Source organism: Bradyrhizobium sp. CCBAU 21365, from assembly GCF_015291305.1.
GTDB classification, from domain to species: Bacteria; Pseudomonadota; Alphaproteobacteria; order Rhizobiales; family Xanthobacteraceae; genus Bradyrhizobium; species Bradyrhizobium elkanii.
In genome coordinates, this window is record NZ_CP030036.1 from 7,284,492 (window position 1) to 7,299,914 (window position 15,423).

General features: G+C 66.0%; 14 protein-coding genes. 3 read left to right on the forward strand and 11 right to left on the reverse strand.

The features are described 5' to 3' along the window. Positions 1 to 2 precede the first annotated feature (2 nt). Genes XI02_RS34215 through XI02_RS34250 form a run of 8 tightly spaced genes read right to left on the reverse strand, consistent with a single transcriptional unit; the run spans position 3 to position 8,401 of the window. Positions 3 to 776, reverse strand: a complete 774-nt coding sequence (locus tag XI02_RS34215) for an enoyl-CoA hydratase-related protein (RefSeq protein ID WP_172647188.1) — start codon at positions 774 to 776, stop codon at positions 3 to 5. 12 nt (positions 777 to 788) lie between these two features. Beyond that, positions 789 to 1,799 carry a nitronate monooxygenase family protein gene (locus XI02_RS34220; RefSeq protein ID WP_069279527.1) on the reverse strand — a complete coding sequence of 337 codons (1,011 nt, stop codon included), beginning with the start codon at positions 1,797 to 1,799 and terminating at the stop codon, positions 789 to 791. A 21-nt stretch (positions 1,800 to 1,820) separates the two neighbouring features. Next, positions 1,821 to 3,008 (reverse strand): acetyl-CoA C-acyltransferase, encoded by a 1,188-nt coding sequence (locus XI02_RS34225; RefSeq protein WP_016845329.1) that lies wholly within the window; start codon positions 3,006 to 3,008, stop codon positions 1,821 to 1,823. A 16-nt stretch (positions 3,009 to 3,024) separates the two neighbouring features. Next, positions 3,025 to 4,155 (reverse strand): acyl-CoA dehydrogenase family protein, encoded by a 1,131-nt coding sequence (locus XI02_RS34230; protein ID WP_172647187.1) that lies wholly within the window; start codon positions 4,153 to 4,155, stop codon positions 3,025 to 3,027. Positions 4,156 to 4,175: 20 nt separating this feature from the next. Continuing rightward, positions 4,176 to 5,357, reverse strand: a complete 1,182-nt coding sequence (locus XI02_RS34235; protein ID WP_172647186.1) for an acyl-CoA dehydrogenase family protein — start codon at positions 5,355 to 5,357, stop codon at positions 4,176 to 4,178. Positions 5,358 to 5,369: 12 nt separating this feature from the next. Then, positions 5,370 to 6,107 carry an SDR family oxidoreductase gene (locus tag XI02_RS34240; RefSeq protein ID WP_016845326.1) on the reverse strand — a complete coding sequence of 246 codons (738 nt, stop codon included), beginning with the start codon at positions 6,105 to 6,107 and terminating at the stop codon, positions 5,370 to 5,372. 51 nt (positions 6,108 to 6,158) lie between these two features. Further along, entirely contained in the window at positions 6,159 to 7,703 is a 1,545-nt protein-coding gene (locus XI02_RS34245; RefSeq protein ID WP_244981045.1) for a class I adenylate-forming enzyme family protein, read from the reverse strand. 59 nt (positions 7,704 to 7,762) lie between these two features. Then, positions 7,763 to 8,401, reverse strand: a complete 639-nt coding sequence (locus XI02_RS34250) for a 2-hydroxychromene-2-carboxylate isomerase (protein WP_172647185.1) — start codon at positions 8,399 to 8,401, stop codon at positions 7,763 to 7,765. Positions 8,402 to 8,606: 205 nt separating this feature from the next. Between XI02_RS34250 and XI02_RS34255 the strand changes: the two genes are divergently transcribed. Continuing rightward, the gene (locus XI02_RS34255) at positions 8,607 to 9,113 is read left to right on the forward strand and encodes a helix-turn-helix domain-containing protein (protein WP_026193238.1); all 507 of its coding nucleotides are present in this window, start codon (positions 8,607 to 8,609) and stop codon (positions 9,111 to 9,113) included. Positions 9,114 to 9,160: 47 nt separating this feature from the next. Here XI02_RS34255 and XI02_RS34260 read toward each other — a convergent pair whose 3' ends face one another. The 3 genes from XI02_RS34260 to XI02_RS34270 form a co-directional block, all read right to left on the reverse strand. Further along, positions 9,161 to 10,036: a PhzF family phenazine biosynthesis protein gene (locus XI02_RS34260; protein WP_172647184.1), complete on the reverse strand. Its 876-nt coding sequence runs from the start codon at positions 10,034 to 10,036 to the stop codon at positions 9,161 to 9,163. A 26-nt stretch (positions 10,037 to 10,062) separates the two neighbouring features. Continuing rightward, positions 10,063 to 11,106, reverse strand: a complete 1,044-nt coding sequence (locus XI02_RS34265; RefSeq protein ID WP_172647183.1) for an alpha/beta fold hydrolase — start codon at positions 11,104 to 11,106, stop codon at positions 10,063 to 10,065. Positions 11,107 to 11,209: 103 nt separating this feature from the next. Next, positions 11,210 to 13,531 carry a molybdopterin guanine dinucleotide-containing S/N-oxide reductase gene (locus XI02_RS34270; protein ID WP_172647182.1) on the reverse strand — a complete coding sequence of 774 codons (2,322 nt, stop codon included), beginning with the start codon at positions 13,529 to 13,531 and terminating at the stop codon, positions 11,210 to 11,212. 415 nt (positions 13,532 to 13,946) lie between these two features. Between XI02_RS34270 and XI02_RS34275 the strand changes: the two genes are divergently transcribed. Together XI02_RS34275 and XI02_RS34280 are read left to right on the forward strand one after the other, a co-directional pair. Continuing rightward, the gene (locus XI02_RS34275) at positions 13,947 to 14,609 is read left to right on the forward strand and encodes a hypothetical protein (protein WP_172647181.1); all 663 of its coding nucleotides are present in this window, start codon (positions 13,947 to 13,949) and stop codon (positions 14,607 to 14,609) included. Then, positions 14,606 to 14,872, forward strand: coding sequence for an HGGxSTG domain-containing protein (locus XI02_RS34280; RefSeq protein WP_194483253.1), 267 nt, complete (start codon positions 14,606 to 14,608; stop codon positions 14,870 to 14,872). The genes XI02_RS34275 and XI02_RS34280 overlap by 4 nt, the downstream gene beginning before the upstream one ends. Positions 14,873 to 15,423: the final 551 nt, after the last annotated feature.

Genomic DNA, 15,423 nt, shown 5'->3' on the forward strand with positions numbered 1-15,423 from the left:
GGTCAGGCCGACAGCTTGGTGAAATCGGGCTGACGCCGTTCGGCGAAGGCGGCGAAGGCCTCGCGCGCCTCCGGCGTCGTCAACCTTTCCTTGAACAGCACGCCTTCCTCGGCGATCTGCGCCGCGATCTTCTGCTGCTCGCGCATCAGCTTCTTGGTCATGCCGAGCGACCCAGCCGGCCGCCTGGTCAGCGCAATCGCCGCGTCATGCGCCCTCTTGCGCAGATCGGGCTGCGGCACCACGGCATTGGCGAGGCCCGATGCCAGCGCGCCCTGCGCGTCCATCGGCTCGCCGAGCGCGAACATCGCATAGGCGCGCGCATGCCCGATCCTTAAGGGAAGCAGCCAGCTCGACGCCGCCTCCGGCACCAGCGCGAGGTTGACGAATGGCGTGATCAGCCGCGCGTTCTCGGCGAGATAGACCAGGTCGCAATGCAGCAGCATGGTGGTGCCGACGCCGACCGCATTGCCCTGCACCGCCGCGACGATCGGCTTGCCGACCTTGCTGATGGTTTCGATGAAAGTGTGGGCCGGACTGTCGACAGCGCTTTCACCGCGCGCCTGGCTTGCGAAGTCAGCCAGATCATTGCCCGCGGTGAAGCTGTCGCCGTCGCCCTGGAACAGGATCACCCGGACGGAGGCATCCGCCTCCACCTGCTTGAGCGCCGCGGACATGACATTGTACATCGCGCCGGTCAGCGCGTTCTTCTTTTCCGGCCGCTGCAGCGTCAGCGTCATCACGCCGGCGGCGATCTCAACCTTGACATGCTCGGTCATCGCACTCTCCCGTCAGGCGACCGCGCGGGCCGGCGTGGTTTCGAACTTGCCGTCGAGGAAGCCGGTCAACCGCTGCCGGATGATCGCTTCGGCCTCGGTCATGATGCGGTCGATCAGCTCCTTGACGGTCGGGATGTCATTGATCAGGCCGACCACCATGCCGCAGCTCCAGGCACCGGCATCCATCTCGCCGTCGATCATCACCTTCGGATAGACGCCGGCGACCTGCTCGTGGATATCCTCGATCTTCAGCCTGGCGCCCTTCTCGCGCTCGATCTCGAGCAGCTCATCGACGCCCTTGTTCTTCAGCACCCGCTCGGTGTTGCGCAGCGCGCGCATCACCAGGCGCGTATCGAGCTCGTCGGCGTCGAGCAGCGCCTGCTTCACATTGGGATGAACCGGCGCTTCCTTGGTCGCGATGAAGCGGGTGCCCATGTTCATGCCAGCCGCGCCCATCGACAGCGCGGCGACGAGGCTGCGCGCATCCGCCATGCCGCCGGAGGCGACGAACGGGATCTTCAATTCGTCCGCCGCGCGCGGCAGCAGGATCATGTTCGGAATGTCGTCCTCGCCGGGATGGCCGCCGCACTCGAAACCGTCGACGCTGACCGCGTCGCAGCCGATCTTCTCGGCCTTCAGCGAATGCCGCACCGAGGTGCATTTGTGGATCACCTTGATGCCGGCCGCCTTCAGCGCCGGCATGTACTGCTCCGGGCTGCGGCCCGCGGTCTCCACCGCCTTGACGCCGCCCTCGCGGATAACAGCGATATATTCCGGATAGGGCGGCGCGGTGAAGCTCGGCAGGAAGGTCAGATTCACGCCGATCGGCTTGTCGGTCATGTCGCGGCAGCGCGCGATCTCCTTGGCCAGCAACTCCGGCGTCCGCTGGGTCAGGCCGGTGATGATGCCAAGGCCGCCGGCGTTGGACACCGCCGCCGCCATCTCGGCGAAGCCGACGTAATGCATGCCGCCCTGGATGATCGGATGCTGGATGCCGAACAGTTCAGTGATTGCTGTCTTCACAAGTCTCTCCCGCGTTGCCGCTCAGTGGACGATTTCGAACAGGCCCGCCGCGCCCATGCCGCCGCCGATGCACATGGTCACCACGCCGTATTTCGCCTTGCGCCGCCGGCCCTCGATCAAGAGGTGGCCGGTGAGCCGCGCCCCGGTCATGCCATAGGGATGGCCGATCGCGATCGAGCCGCCGTTGACGTTCAGCTTCTCGGGATCGATGCCGAGCTTGTCGCGGCAATAGATCACCTGCACCGCATAGGCCTCGTTGAGCTCCCAGAGGTCGATGTCGGCGATCTTGAGGTTATGCCGCTTGAGGAGCCGCGGGATCGCGGCGACCGGGCCGACGCCCATCTCGTCCGGCTCGACGCCGGCGGCAACGAAGCCGCGGAATATGCCGAGCGGCTTCAAGCCCTTCTGCGCGGCGATCTTGTCGCTCATGATCACGCAGGCCGATGCGCCATCCGAGAGCTGGCTGGCGTTGCCGGCGCTGATGGTCTTGCCCTCGAACACCGGCTTGATCTTGGCGAGCCCGTCCGCCGTGGTATCCGGCCGCGGGCCCTCATCCTTCGCCAGCGTCACCTGCTGGTAGCTGACTTCCTTGGTGTCCTTGTTGACCACGGCCATTTTGGTCGTGATCGGCACGATTTCGTCGTTGAAGCGGCCGCCCTGCAGCGCGGCGCCGACGCGGCGCTGGCATTCAAGGCTGTATTCGTCCTGCTTGTCGCGCCCGATCCCGTAGCGCTCGGCGACGACCTCGGCGGTCTCCAGCATCGACATGTACATCTCGGGCTTCATCGCCATCAGCTCGTCGTCGACGGCATGGAACCTGTTCATGTGCTCGTTCTGCACCAGGCTGATCGACTCGATGCCGCCGCCGATCGCGATCTCGACGCCGTCAAGCATCACCGAGCGGGCGGCGACCGCAATCGCCTGCAGGCCGGAGGCGCATTGCCGGTCGATGGTGGTGCCGGCGACCGTCACCGGCAGCCCGGCGCGGATGGCACCCTTGCGTGCGACGTTCATCACCATGGTTCCCTGCTGCATGGCGCAGCCCATCACCACGTCCTCGACCTCGCCGGGCGCGATGCCGGCGCGCTTCACCGCCTCGGCCATCACATGGCCGGCCAAGGTCGGGCCGTCGGTGTTGTTGAGCGCGCCGCGATAGGCCTTGCCGACGCCGGTGCGCGCGGTGGAAACGATGACTGCATCCTGTGACATGCTTGCCTCTCTGGCTTTAAGCGACCGCGTCGAGCTGCGCATAGCGCAGCACGTGGTAGGCGGGATCGCCGAACTGGATGTTGATGGAGGAAATCCGCTTGAAGTAGTGGCCGACATTGAGCTCGTCGGTCATGCCCATGCCGCCATGGAGCTGCACCGCCTGGTCGGCGACGAACTTGCCGGCATAGCCGATCTTCGACTTGGCGCCCGAGGCGAGCCGGGAGACGCCGGCCTCGTCGTCGCTGAGACTGAGGCTGAGGTGCTGCATCAGCGACAACGCCTCCTGATGCGCGATGAACATGTCGACCATCCGATGCTGCAGCACCTGGAAGCTGCCGATCGTGACGCCGAACTGCTTTCGCGTCTTGGAATAGTCCAGGGTCGCCGCGTTCAGTTCGCCGATCGCGCCGACCGCCTCGGCGCAGAGCGCGCCGATGGCGCGGTTGCGGCAGGCCTCCAGCGCGGCGACGCCCTCGCCCTCCTTGCCGAGCAATTCCGCGCGCACGCCGCGCAGGCTGATCTCGGCCGCCCGGCGGCCATCGATCGTCTTGAAGCTCTGCAGGTCGAGATTGGCCGCGCGGCGATCGACCACGAACAGGCTGACCCCGCCACGATCATGGCGATGGCCCGAGGTGCGCGCGGAGACGATCAGGTAATCCGCCCACGGCGCCGCGAGCACCGCCGTCTTCTCGCCGGTGAGGACATAACCGTCGCCGTCCCGGCGCGCCGTGGTGGTGACGGTCGCGAGATCGAAGCGCGAGCCCTTCTCGGTCCAGGCCAGCGCCCAGAGTCTCGTGCCTGCGATGATGTCGGCAATGAACGCCTGCCTCTGCGCGTCGGAACCTGCCTGCTCGATCAAGCCACCCGCCACGACGACCGTCTCGACGAACGGCTCCACGACAAGGTGCCGGCCGAACTCCTGCATGATGATCATGGTCGACAGCGGCCCGCCGCCGAGCCCCCCGACCGCTTCCGAGAACGGCGCGGCGAGCAGGCCAAGCTCGGCGAACTCGGCCCAATGCCTGCGGCCAAAGCCCTCCTCGCTCGCGACGATCTTGCGGCGGGCGTCGAAATCATACTGGTCGCGCAGCAGCCGCTGGACGCTGGACCGCAACAATTCCTGCTCTTCCGTGAACTGGATATCCATCCGATCCTCTCGCGCGGTTGCTAGAGCCCAAGCACTGCCTTGGCGATGATGTTGCGCTGGATCTCGTTCGACCCGCCGTAGATCGAGAGCTTGCGCGAGTTCAGATATTTCTCAGACGCGGTGTGGCCGTAGTCGGGGCCCGGCATGAAGTGGTTGGCGCTGACCGGATGCTCGCGGATCGCAAGCCCGTAATTGCCGATCGCCCGATGCGTCAGCTCGGTGATATCCTGGAAGATTTCGGTGCCGCGGATCTTGAACAGCGAGGCCGCCGGTCCCGGGTCGATGCCACGCGCCATCTGGGCGACGACACGAAGCTCGGTCGCCTCCAGCGCCAGCACGTCGAGCTCGACGCGGGCGATATCCCTGATGAACTCCAGATGCGCCGGATCGTCTTCCGGAATCTCCGCTTTGACGATCCTCTTCAACCGTTCGAGATAGCGTGTCGAGCGGCCGATGCCGGCCATGCTGGTGCGCTCATTGCCGAGCAGGAATTTGGCGTAGGTCCAGCCCTTGTTTTCCTCGCCGATCAGGTTCTCGGCGGGGACACGCACGTTCTCCAGGAAGACGTCGTTGACCTCGTGCGAACCGTCGATCGTGATGATCGGGCGCACGGTGACGCCCGGCGACTTCATGTCGATCAGGAGAAACGAGATGCCGGACTGCGGCTTGGCTGCAGGATCGGTACGAACCAGGCAGAAGATCCAGTCGGCGTGCTGCGCCAGCGTGGTCCAGGTCTTGTGGCCGTTGACGATGTAATGATCGCGGTCGAGCACCGCCTTGGTGCGCACGGTGGCGAGGTCGGAGCCGGAGCCCGGCTCCGAATAGCCCTGGCACCACCAGTCCTCGCCGGACAGGATGCGCGGCAGGAATTTCCTTTTCTGCGCGTCGTTGCCGAAGGTGTAGATGACCGGGCCGACCATGGTGACGCTGAACGCCAGCGGCGGCATCGTGCCGGCGCGCGTCGTTTCCTGCTCGAAGATGAAGCGGCGGGTGATCGACCAGCCTGGCCCGCCATATTCCTTGGGCCAGAGCGGCGCGATCCAGCCTTTCTTGTGCAGGATCCGATGCCACAGCAGCATCTGTTCCTTGGAGAGATCGGTCTCCGGATTGGCGACGCGCATCTCCGCCGGATAATTGTCCTTGATGAAGGCACGAACCTCGTCGCGGAACGCCGCATCTTCAGGGGATAGCGCGAGCTCCATCTGCCGTGCTCCCTACCACTTCTCGCCGAAAGGCCGGATTTCCAACTCGAAGGTCCAGGCGCTCTTCGGCTGCTGATAGAGCTGCCAATAGGCACCCGCGACCGATGCCGGCGGCATCAAGAGATCGGGATTGTCGAGCGCGTTCGGGCCGAGCGCCTCGATACGGCGCTGCCGCACCCATTCGGTGTCGACACCGGAATCGATGATCAGATGCGCGACATGGATGTTCTTCGGGCCGAGCTCGCGGGCCATCGCTTGCGCCACGGCGCGCAGGCCGAACTTGGCGCTGGCAAACGCGGCATAGCCGCTGCCGCCGCGGAGCGAGGCGGTGGCGCCGGTGAAGAAGATGTTGCCCTCGCCGCGCGGCATCATCAGCCGCGCCGCCTCGCGTCCGGCGAGGAAGCCGGAGTAGCAGGCCATCTCCCAGACCTTGCGGAACACGCGCTCGGTGGTCTCCAGGATCGGGAAATTGACGTTGGCGCCGATATTGAAGATGCAGACCTCGAGCGGCGCATGCTTGTCGGCATCGTTGAGGAAGGCCGTGATCTCCTCCTCCTTGCGCGCATCGAGCGAGCGCGCGTGAATCTCGCCGCCTGCCGCCTCGATCTCCTTGACCAGCGGCGCCAGCTTGTCGCCGTTGCGGCGGCCGGCGAAGATCGTAAAGCCTTCGGAGGCGAACTTCTTGGCGATCTCGCCGCCGATGAAATCACCGGCACCAATGACGGCCACCGTCCTGTTTCTCTTCTGCATGGTGTTCTCCGGTCTTGTTTGAGTGGACTGGCTTGCGGCGACGGCTCAGCCTCAGCCGCGCAGCGATTCCGCCAGCTTGTGCTTCAGCAGCTTGCCCGTCGATGTCGCGGGCAGCGCGTCCATCAGGATAATCTCCGACGGACGCTTGTACGAGGTGAGTTGCGGGGCAATATGCGCCATCAGGTCCTGTACGGTGGCGGTCGAGCCCTTGATCAGCTGCACAAAGGCGACCACCTCCTCATTGCCCTCGACCGGCCGGCCGACCACGGCGCACTGCACCACGGCGTCGTGCGTGCTCAGCACCGCCTCGATCTCGGCCGGATAGACGTTGAACCCGGAGCGGATGATCATCTCCTTGGTTCGCCCGACAATGTAGAGCGCATCATTCTCGAAGCGGGCCAGATCCCCGGTGTTGAACCAGCCGTCGGGATCGATCGCCTTCGCCGTCAAATCGGGCGCGCGGTAATAGCCGCGCATCACGTTCGGACCGCGAACGTGCAGCTCGCCGACTTCCCCTGCCCCAACCGGCTTGAGGTCACGGCCGACCAGTTTTGCCTCGAGGCCCGGCATGACGGTGCCGACCGCATGATCCGCGCGCGGGTTGTCGGGCCGGACGCCGGAGATGCCCGGCGAGCATTCGGTGATGCCATAGCCGTTGAGCAGCGGCAGCCCGAGCTCCTGCTCGACCCGCGATTTGAGGTCGAGGTCGAGCGGCGCGCCGGCCACCGAGATTACCCGCAACCGGCCGCGATCGAGCTTCGGCAGGCCGGCATTGCGCCGGTATTCGAGCAGACGCTGATAGGTCGCGGGCACGCCGTTCAGGATCGTGATGCCCTCTTCAGTCATCGCCTTGACCAGCGCGGCCGGATCGTATTTCGCCACCAGGCGCACGGTGGCGCCGATCATCAGGGTCATCGTCAGCAACGAGATGCCGACGATATGCGAGATCGGCAGCACGCAATACTGTACGTCATCGGCCGCCATCTTGCGGAAGCTTGCCGTCGCCCGGGCGCTGAACAACAGATTGCGATGGGTCAGCATCACGCCCTTCGGCGTGCCCGTGGTGCCGGAGGTGTAGATGAGGACCGCAACCTGGCTGGCGCCGTCGGCCTCGACCGGCTCCGCCACGGTTGCCAGGTTCAGGCCGGTGACGGCGATGCCGCGGAGCGGGCCGACATCCTGCACGGTCGCCTCGTAACGCGCGGCATGCGTGGCCGCCTCCTGCGAGACCTCGGCGGTCAGCAGCACGCGGCGGGCGCCGCTGTGATCCCTGATCTGTTCCAATTCACGCGGCGACAGCCGCGGATTGACCACGATGGACCAGACATCGAGCCGGCTCGCCGCCAGCAGCAGGCAGGCCAGCGGAATCGAATTCTCGCTCACGATCATCATGCGGTCGCCGGCGCGGATGCCGAGTGCCCGCAGCGCCTCGGCAACGCGTCCGACCGTTCGATCGAGCTCGCGGTAGGTCAGCCGCGTCTTGTCGTCGATCAGCGCCGGATGATCCGGCGCCGCCCCGACGTGGTGATCGATCACCTCGTGGATGCGGTTCGGCAAGCCTTCCACACTTCCTTCAAACTGGGTCGACGCCTGCACTGAAACCTCCCTGTGGCAGCCCTTTGGGCCTGATTTGTTGTCTTGAGGAATTTTCCCGCTCAGGCGGTCTTGCGCCGCCCCGCGGCCAGCTGCGCGACGATCTCGTCCTCGACCTCGCGCAGCTTGTCCTTGCCGAAGAAGATCTCGTCGCCGACAAAGAAGGTCGGCGAGCCGAACGAGCCGCGCGCCACCGCGTTGCTGGTGTTGTCGATCAGCTTCTTCTTCACCTCGTCCTGCTGGGCGCGGGCGATGATGCGGTCGATATCGAGGCCGGAGGACAGGAACGCTTCGCGGAACACCTGCGGATCGTCCATCTTCTTGGGCTCGGACCACATGTGGTGATAGGCGGCGCGAAAGTACGGCTCGAACAGCCCTTCGAAATCGGCAGCGACGACGCCGCGCATCAGCATCAGCGTGTTGACCGGAAAGAACGGGTTGGTCCTGAACGTCGTGATGTTGTGGCGGCGCAGGAAGCGCTCGGTCTCGAGCGCGTTGTATTCGGGCTTGTTCTTGATGCCGCGCAGCGACTCGCCGGGCGACATGTTGCCGGTCGCCTTGTAGACGCCGCCGAGCAGCACCGGGATGTAGTCGAATTTCACGCCGGTGCGCTTCTCGATGCCGGGCAGCGCCAGCTCCGCCAGGTAGGCGTTCGGACTTCCAAAATCGAAATGGAATTCGACCTTGAGCGGAGCAGCCATGGAACGCCCTTCCCTTCGATTGCCGGCGGCCATCAGCCGTCGCGTTGATCGTGTCGGGACCTTAAGTTCTATTTTAGAACTGTCAATATGATATTTGTCATCTAATCGCCATGTCACGGCTGCCATCGAGGCATCCTATTGAAATGACATTAGTTCTGTTTTAGAATTTAAGCAGCAATGTCGTCGCCGACCGCAGGAGATGCTGATGAAATGGGATGCCCTCGAGGAGGAGCCGTGCTCGGTGGCCCGCACGGTGGCTGTCATCGGCGACCGCTGGAGCCTGCTGGTCCTGCGCGAATGTTTCCTGCGCATCCGCAGGTTCGATGACTTCCAGGCGTCGCTCGGGATCACCCGGCATCTGCTCGCCGACCGGCTGAAGAAGCTGGTGCGGTTCGGCGTGCTGCGCAAGATCCCGTATCAGGAGGCGCCGAAGCGCTACGAATACATCCTGACGCAGAAGGGGCTCGACCTCTATCCGATCATCATGTCGATCGTGCACTGGGGCAACGTCCACATGGTCGATTCGCGCGGCCGGCCGATGCTGCACGAACACAAGACCTGCAAGAAGATGTTCGATCCCGTCATGGTCTGTTCGGAATGCGGCGAGCCGTTGAGCGCGAAGGCGGTCCACGTCCATCCGGGCCCCGGTGCGCGGAAATCATCACCGGTGCACGCCAAGGCGCAGGAGCGGGCCAGGCGCGCCGCTGATTAGACCTGGATCCTGTTTACGAAGCCGGCTCGCCTTGCGCTGGCGGCTGCTCAGAGCGACGACGCGGCCATCAGCGCAACATTGCCGCCAAGCAGGCAGCCGACGGGACGGCCGCCAGCGAAGCCGATGCGGACCCGGATCTCGGACAGGCGCCTCATCGCCCTGCCCTGCAGGATTCGGATCTCGTCGTCATCAGGAGCGACCCAACCGTAGTCGAGCAGACCGAACGCCAGCGCCGCGGCCGCAATGCCGGTTGCGGCATCCTCCCGATAGCCGGAGGAGCGCGGGAATTGCCGCGCCTCGAACAGGCGAGCCTTTCGGTCGATCACGGCGAATGGATAGAGCCCGGTCGATCCGATCCGGCCGCAGACCGCCTCGACGTCCCCTATGGCGGGATCGAGCGCATTCAGCGCTTCGGGCGAGCGCATCGGAACGAGCGTCTTGATCCGCGATGTGACGGCATTGCACGGTGTTGCCGCATCGTTCGCTTCCGGCCCGACCGCGAGCGCCCGCAGGACATCGTCGCGCTGCCCCGTGGTGAGCGGAACGGTCTTCCCGACCGGCTGGGTGATCTCGACACGCGGCTCGCCACCACGATCACGGCTGATGAAGCCGGTGACCGGACCACTGCGCGTCGAGATCCGGACCGTGTCGCCCGGCAATCTCCCCTGGCGCGCAAGCAGCCAGAGCGCGCCGATGGTCGCGTGGCCGCACATTTCCATTTCGTGGTTCGGCACGAAGAAACGGAACGTCGCGTCGAAATCGTCGCTCTGCGCCGGCAGCACGAAGCCGGACTCGTGGCCATGGCGGCGGGCGACGTCCTGCATCTCGGACGCGCTCATGCCGCTTGCATCGACGACGATCGGACAGGGATTGCCGCCCTGCCCATCGACCGTGAACACGCTGACCAGTTCGGCTGTCGTCATGATGTCGCTCGCTCGTTTCACCGTCCCTACTTGACCAGCGTCGCGCCGGTCGCCGGATGCTGCAGCCAGCCGAGCAGCGCCTCGTGGAAGCGCGCCGGCGCCTGGATCTGCGGCGAATGGCCGAGGTCGGGGAATTCGATCAGCTGCGCATGCGGGATCCGCTTCACGGCCTCCTTGCCCAGCACCGGATAATTGCCGAGCGTCTTGCGGATCTCCGGCGGCGCGGTGTCCTTGCCGATCGCGGTGGTGTCCTTGTCGCCGACGAACAGCAAGGTCGGCGGCTTGATCTGCTCGAATTCGTAGAACACCGGCTGGGTCGCGATCATGTCATAGAGCCGCGCCGAGCTCGACGCCACAGCGGCGCGGCCCGGACCGCGATACATGCCGGCCAGCATCTGCACCCACGTCTCGTAGGACGCTTCCCAGGTGTCGGCGTAATAGGTGGCACGCTCATAGGCGCGGATGCTGTCCGCGGTGACGCGCGTCTCGCGCTGCATCCAGCCATCGAGGCTGAGCCACGGCACGCCCTTGGCCTTCCAGTCCTCCAGGCCGATCGGATCGACCAGCACCAGCTGGTCGGTGGCCTCCGGATACATCAGGGCATAGCGCATCGCGAGCATGCCGCCGGTCGAGTGGCCGACCATGATCGAATGCGCGATTCCGAGCGAGGCGAGCAGCGCGCGGCTGTTGCCGGCGAGCTGCTGGAAGGTGAACTGATAGCGTTCCGGCTTACTCGATTTGCAGAAGCCGATCTGGTCCATCGCGATCACGCGATAGCCGGCGCCGCTGAGCGCCTTGATGGTGCCGTCCCAGGTCGCGGCACAGAAATTCTTGCCGTGCAGCAGCACCGCGGTCTGCCCGTTCGGCGTCGCCGGCTTGACGTCGAGATAGGCCATGTCGAGCTCCTGCCCCTGCGAGCTGAAGCGATAATGCTCGACCGGATAGGGATAGTCGAAACCCTGCAGTTCCGGTCCATAGGCCGGCTCGGCGGCCGATTGCGCCAACGCGCTGGACGATCCGAGCGCGACGGTCGCAGCGACGGCAAGGTGAAACAGGGTTTTCAGGTGCATCTGGACAGGTCCGAAAATCAGGGTCGATCTCGTGATGCCGTAGCCGAACGGCTGAACGCCATCCAGCGCCCAGCGATGATTTGTTCGTGATCTCCGCGCGAGATTACGCCGGATCGAACGCCCGGATCGGCGGCAGATTGCCGTTGAACCGCTCGACCTCGACGCTGGTGAGCTGGCCAGTGCAGCCCTGCGCGAAGGATGACGTGCCGATGTCGCGCGTCAGGACGTTCGGATTGCCGTGCACGCAGAGCGGCGCCTCCTCCTCGGGGTCCATCGGGTCGTACCAGGCGCCGGTCGGCAGCTGCACCACGCCGGGCGCGATGCCGTCGGTGACATGCACCGCGGCAAGGCAGGCGCCGCGCGCGTTGAAGATGCGGATGATGTCGCCGTCGGCGATGCCGCGCGCGGCTGCATCGCGCGAATTCATGCGCGCGACCTCGCGGCCGCGATGCTTGGCGTCAAGCGAATGGCCGCCGAAGTCGAGCTGGCTGTGCAGCCGCGTCACCGGCTGGTTGGCGACGAGGAAGCACGGCGCGCCTGATGTCGGCGTGTCGGTCTTCTCGAGCCAGACCGGATGGCCCGGACAGTCCGCATCGCCGTGACCTGCGATCTTCTGCGAAAAGATCTCGATGCGCCCGCTCGGCGTCGGCAGCGGCCGCGCGAGGGGGTCCTCGCGAAAACGACGCAGCGAGCCGCCGTCGTCGAGATGCTGCGGCACCACGAGGCTGCCGCGCGCCCAGAACTCCTCGAAGCTCGGCGCTTCGAGCCCGCGCGCGGCGAGCGCCTTGCGGGTCGGCTCGAAGAGATGTTCCAGCCACTCTCGCGACGTGCGCCCCTCGGTGAACGGCTCGCGGGCCCCTAGCCGCTCGGCGAGGTCGGCGAAGATCTCGTAGTCATCGCGCGCAAGGTCGAACGGCTCGGCGATCCGGTGCATCGCGACCATCAAGGGATCGTTGCTGGAATAGCCGATGTCCTCGCGCTCCAGCGTCATGGTGGAAGGCAGCACGATGTCGGCGTGACGCGCGGTGGCGGTCCAGGCCAGCTCATGCACCACCAGCGTGTCGAGCCGCGCAAACGCCTTGCGCAGGCGGTTGAGGTCCTGGTGATGGTGGAACGGATTGCCGCCGGCCCAGTAGACGAGACGGATATCCGGATAGGTCCGCGTCTCGCCATTGTAGCGATAGCTGGTGCCGGGACTGAGCAGCATGTCGGCGATGCGCGCCACCGGAATGAAGTCGGCGACGCCGTTGCGGCCCTGCCCGAGCGTCGGTCCGGGCACCGCATTGACGCGGCGGCCGTAATAGCCGATCGCGCCGAGCGAATAGGCGTAGCCGCCGCCGGGCAGGCCGATCTGGCCGAGCGCCGCCGCCAGCACCATGCCCATCCACACCGGCTGCTCGCCATGCTCGGCGCGCTGCAGCGAGTGCGACACGGTGATCAGCGCGCGCCGCCCGGCGAGCCGGCGCGCGAGCGCCCTGATGGTGCCGGCATCGATGCCGCAGATCGCCGCGGCCCATTCGGCGCTCTTGGACACACCGTCGCTCTCGCCGGTCAGATAGCGCAAAAACACCGGCCAGCCCTCGGTGTAGCGATCGAGGAAGGCCTGATCGTGCAGGCCTTCGCTGACCAGCGTGTGGACGATGCCGAGCATCAGCGCGGTGTCGGTGCCGGGCGTGGCCGTGATCCATTCGGCGCCGGCCTCGACGGGAAGATCGTCGCGCAATGGACTGACCAGGATGAACTCACAGCCGCGCCGGTGCGCGGCTTCCATCGCGCCGCGCTCGACATGCTTGCTGATCGAGCCGCCCGCCACCATCGAGTTCTTCAGCGCCATGCCGCCGAATGCCAGCACGATGTCGGTTTCGGCCGCGATCTGCTCCCAGGTGACGTTGCGCTTGGTGATATCCTCGTAGCCGGTCAAAATCTGCGGCAGCAGCACCGAGGACGCGCCCGAGGAATAGGTGTTCACCGAGCGGACATAGCCGCCCATGGCGATGTTGAGGAAGCGATGCACCTGGCTCTGCGCGTGGTGGAAGCGGCCCGCGCTGGACCAGCCGTAGGAGCCGCCGAACACCGCGCCGGGGCCGATCGTGTCGCGGATCCGCGTCAGCTCGCCGCCGAGCAGATCGAGCGCCTGCTCCCAGCTCACCGAAACGAAGTCGTCGCGGCCGCGACGGTCATCGGGACCGGGCCCGCGCTCGAGCCAGCCGCGGCGGATCGCAGGCTGCGCGATGCGCGCCTGGTGGCGCAACGCGCCGGGAAAATTGTTGATGATGCGGTTCGGATCGGGATCAGCGGCATAGGGCCTGACTTCGAGACCCGCCCTGCCGAGCCGCGCCGAGAACACGCCCCAATGCGAGGTGTGCGGCTTGAACCCGTCGGACAGATCGAGGCCGGGATCGGGGTGGCCAATGGTCTCGCTCATCGATGCTCCTTCATCCCAGGCCGGCGCCTCGCCACGCCTTCGCAACGTTCCGGCCAGTATAATGATCCAATCGGCGCACGGTACCCGCTAACACGGATCGCACCGTGCCTTGCCGGCATGACTGCGGGCGACGGCGGCGGAACTCGCCACTGGGGCGGCGCCGCCAAAATATCGAAAACAACCCCATGCAAAGGAGCGGGCGGCTGCGCGGCGCCCGACAGAGCCACTTGACGCGTCGGGCAAATCAGGGATACATTTCCAATATTCCGAAATCGTGCAAGCCCCCCTCGCCCGCAACAGCGGGCGCGACGGATGCACGTGCGACCGAAACCCCTCCCCACAATCGACATCGCACCGGCTGGCGCAGCGAGCGATCGCCTGCGCGCTTGCCGCGCGCGTTCCAGGAACCATCGACATGACACCTGCACCCGACATCACCGTGCCGACGATGGCCGCCGCACCCGGCCCGACCCAGGCTGCCGCACCGCCGCGGATCAAGTTCTCGCCGCACGGCTTCTGCATCGACCATCCTGATCCCGAACTCGGCGCACAGCTGATGGCGAACGCACTGGGCGTTGCCGATCGCGCCGCGATGGACGGCATCCTGCGGCAATTGGTCAAGGCCAGCGTGAGCGGCGGCAAGCCCTGCGAGGTCAACCTCGCCTTCATGATCTCGATGGTGAGGAGCCTTTGCCCGCGGGATTCCGTCGAGGCCATGCTGGTGGCGCAGATGGTGTCGGTTCATGTGATGGCGATGCGATGCGCCCATCACCTCGCGCATGCCAAGGACCTCGCCCAGCACGACAGCGCCGCGCGCGCATTGGGCCGGCTCGCTCGCACCTTCCCCGCCCAGATCGAGGCGCTGACCCGCCACCGCAGCCAAGGCGAGCCCGCCATCACCGTGCAGAACGTCAAGGTCGAGGACGGCGGCAACGCGATCGTCGGCAACGTCACGCAGCATGCGAGCGTGATCGTGTCCGACAACAACCCGGCATCCGCGGCACGGACTGCGCCGAAGGCTGCGGGTTCGAGCCGACGGCGGAATTCCGCCGATGCCGGGCGGGACGCACAGGCATGAGCGGCCAGATCCAAACGCCCGGCCCGATGCTGGCGAGCCCGCGCTGCGGCGCCAGGACCCGCCGCGGCGGTTCTTGCCGCGCGCCGGCGGTGCGCGGCAAGACGCGTTGCCGCATGCACGGCGGCGCCAAGGGATCCGGCGCGCGACGGGCGAACCGGAATGCGCGCAAGCACGGCCGGTTCACGGGGGATGCGATCGCCGAGCGAAGGCAGATCCGGGCGTTGTTGAGGGAGGTGCGGAAGCTGCTGGAAGGGATGAAGTGACTGCGTTTCGCAAAATGGCCGCGCGCATACGCGCGAGCGGATCAGGCAGGCGCGATCGGCTTCGGGGCAAAGGCATGATCTGGAGACAGGCCGCCGCCCGGCGTGAAATCCCGCTGGCCCATTCCTGCTAATGGATCATGAGGGCTGCGGCGATGCCGAACGCCGTGAGCGTTGCAACCGCCAAACTCATCAGGGTTATCGCTACAGGCCTCGGCATGAATATTAAACCCGCTGACGCAGTAAAAGGTTGCCGGTTGCCGACATTGCCGCGTTCCGCGAAGACGACAACGCACCCCTCGCGGCCCCGCGGGCAAGGATCCGGATTCCCGGCGGTCAGTGCACGAAAGCCAGCATCAGCGCAAAGGTGACCAGCGCGTAAGTGCTGGTGACGGTGATGCCCAAGTACAGACGCTCCATTGCGGCCTCCTGACCTCAAGGCGCCGCCCCCGCACCATCAACCTAGCGCCCGCTCCGGCGCCGGGCAGCTGGAATTCCGGGTCATGGTAGATCTACGGACCGTCCATCCGGGCTAGCCCTGTAAGCTGCCGGCG

Bases quoted from the DNA above. Each gene is read 5' to 3' on its own strand.
- XI02_RS34280 (WP_194483253.1), top strand. From the start codon at position 14,606: ATGAGCGGCCAGATCCAAACGCCCGGCCCGATGCTGGCGAGCCCGCGC.
- XI02_RS34250 (WP_172647185.1), bottom strand. From the start codon at position 8,401: ATGGCTGCTCCGCTCAAGGTCGAATTCCATTTCGATTTTGGAAGTCCG.
- XI02_RS34225 (WP_016845329.1), bottom strand. From the start codon at position 3,008: ATGTCACAGGATGCAGTCATCGTTTCCACCGCGCGCACCGGCGTCGGC.
- XI02_RS34260 (WP_172647184.1), bottom strand. From the start codon at position 10,036: ATGACGACAGCCGAACTGGTCAGCGTGTTCACGGTCGATGGGCAGGGC.
- XI02_RS34235 (WP_172647186.1), bottom strand. From the start codon at position 5,357: ATGGAGCTCGCGCTATCCCCTGAAGATGCGGCGTTCCGCGACGAGGTT.
- XI02_RS34240 (WP_016845326.1), bottom strand. From the start codon at position 6,107: ATGCAGAAGAGAAACAGGACGGTGGCCGTCATTGGTGCCGGTGATTTC.
- XI02_RS34215 (WP_172647188.1), bottom strand. From the start codon at position 776: ATGACCGAGCATGTCAAGGTTGAGATCGCCGCCGGCGTGATGACGCTG.
- XI02_RS34230 (WP_172647187.1), bottom strand. From the start codon at position 4,155: ATGGATATCCAGTTCACGGAAGAGCAGGAATTGTTGCGGTCCAGCGTC.
- XI02_RS34255 (WP_026193238.1), top strand. From the start codon at position 8,607: ATGAAATGGGATGCCCTCGAGGAGGAGCCGTGCTCGGTGGCCCGCACG.
- XI02_RS34265 (WP_172647183.1), bottom strand. From the start codon at position 11,106: ATGCACCTGAAAACCCTGTTTCACCTTGCCGTCGCTGCGACCGTCGCG.
- XI02_RS34270 (WP_172647182.1), bottom strand. From the start codon at position 13,531: ATGAGCGAGACCATTGGCCACCCCGATCCCGGCCTCGATCTGTCCGAC.
- XI02_RS34275 (WP_172647181.1), top strand. From the start codon at position 13,947: ATGACACCTGCACCCGACATCACCGTGCCGACGATGGCCGCCGCACCC.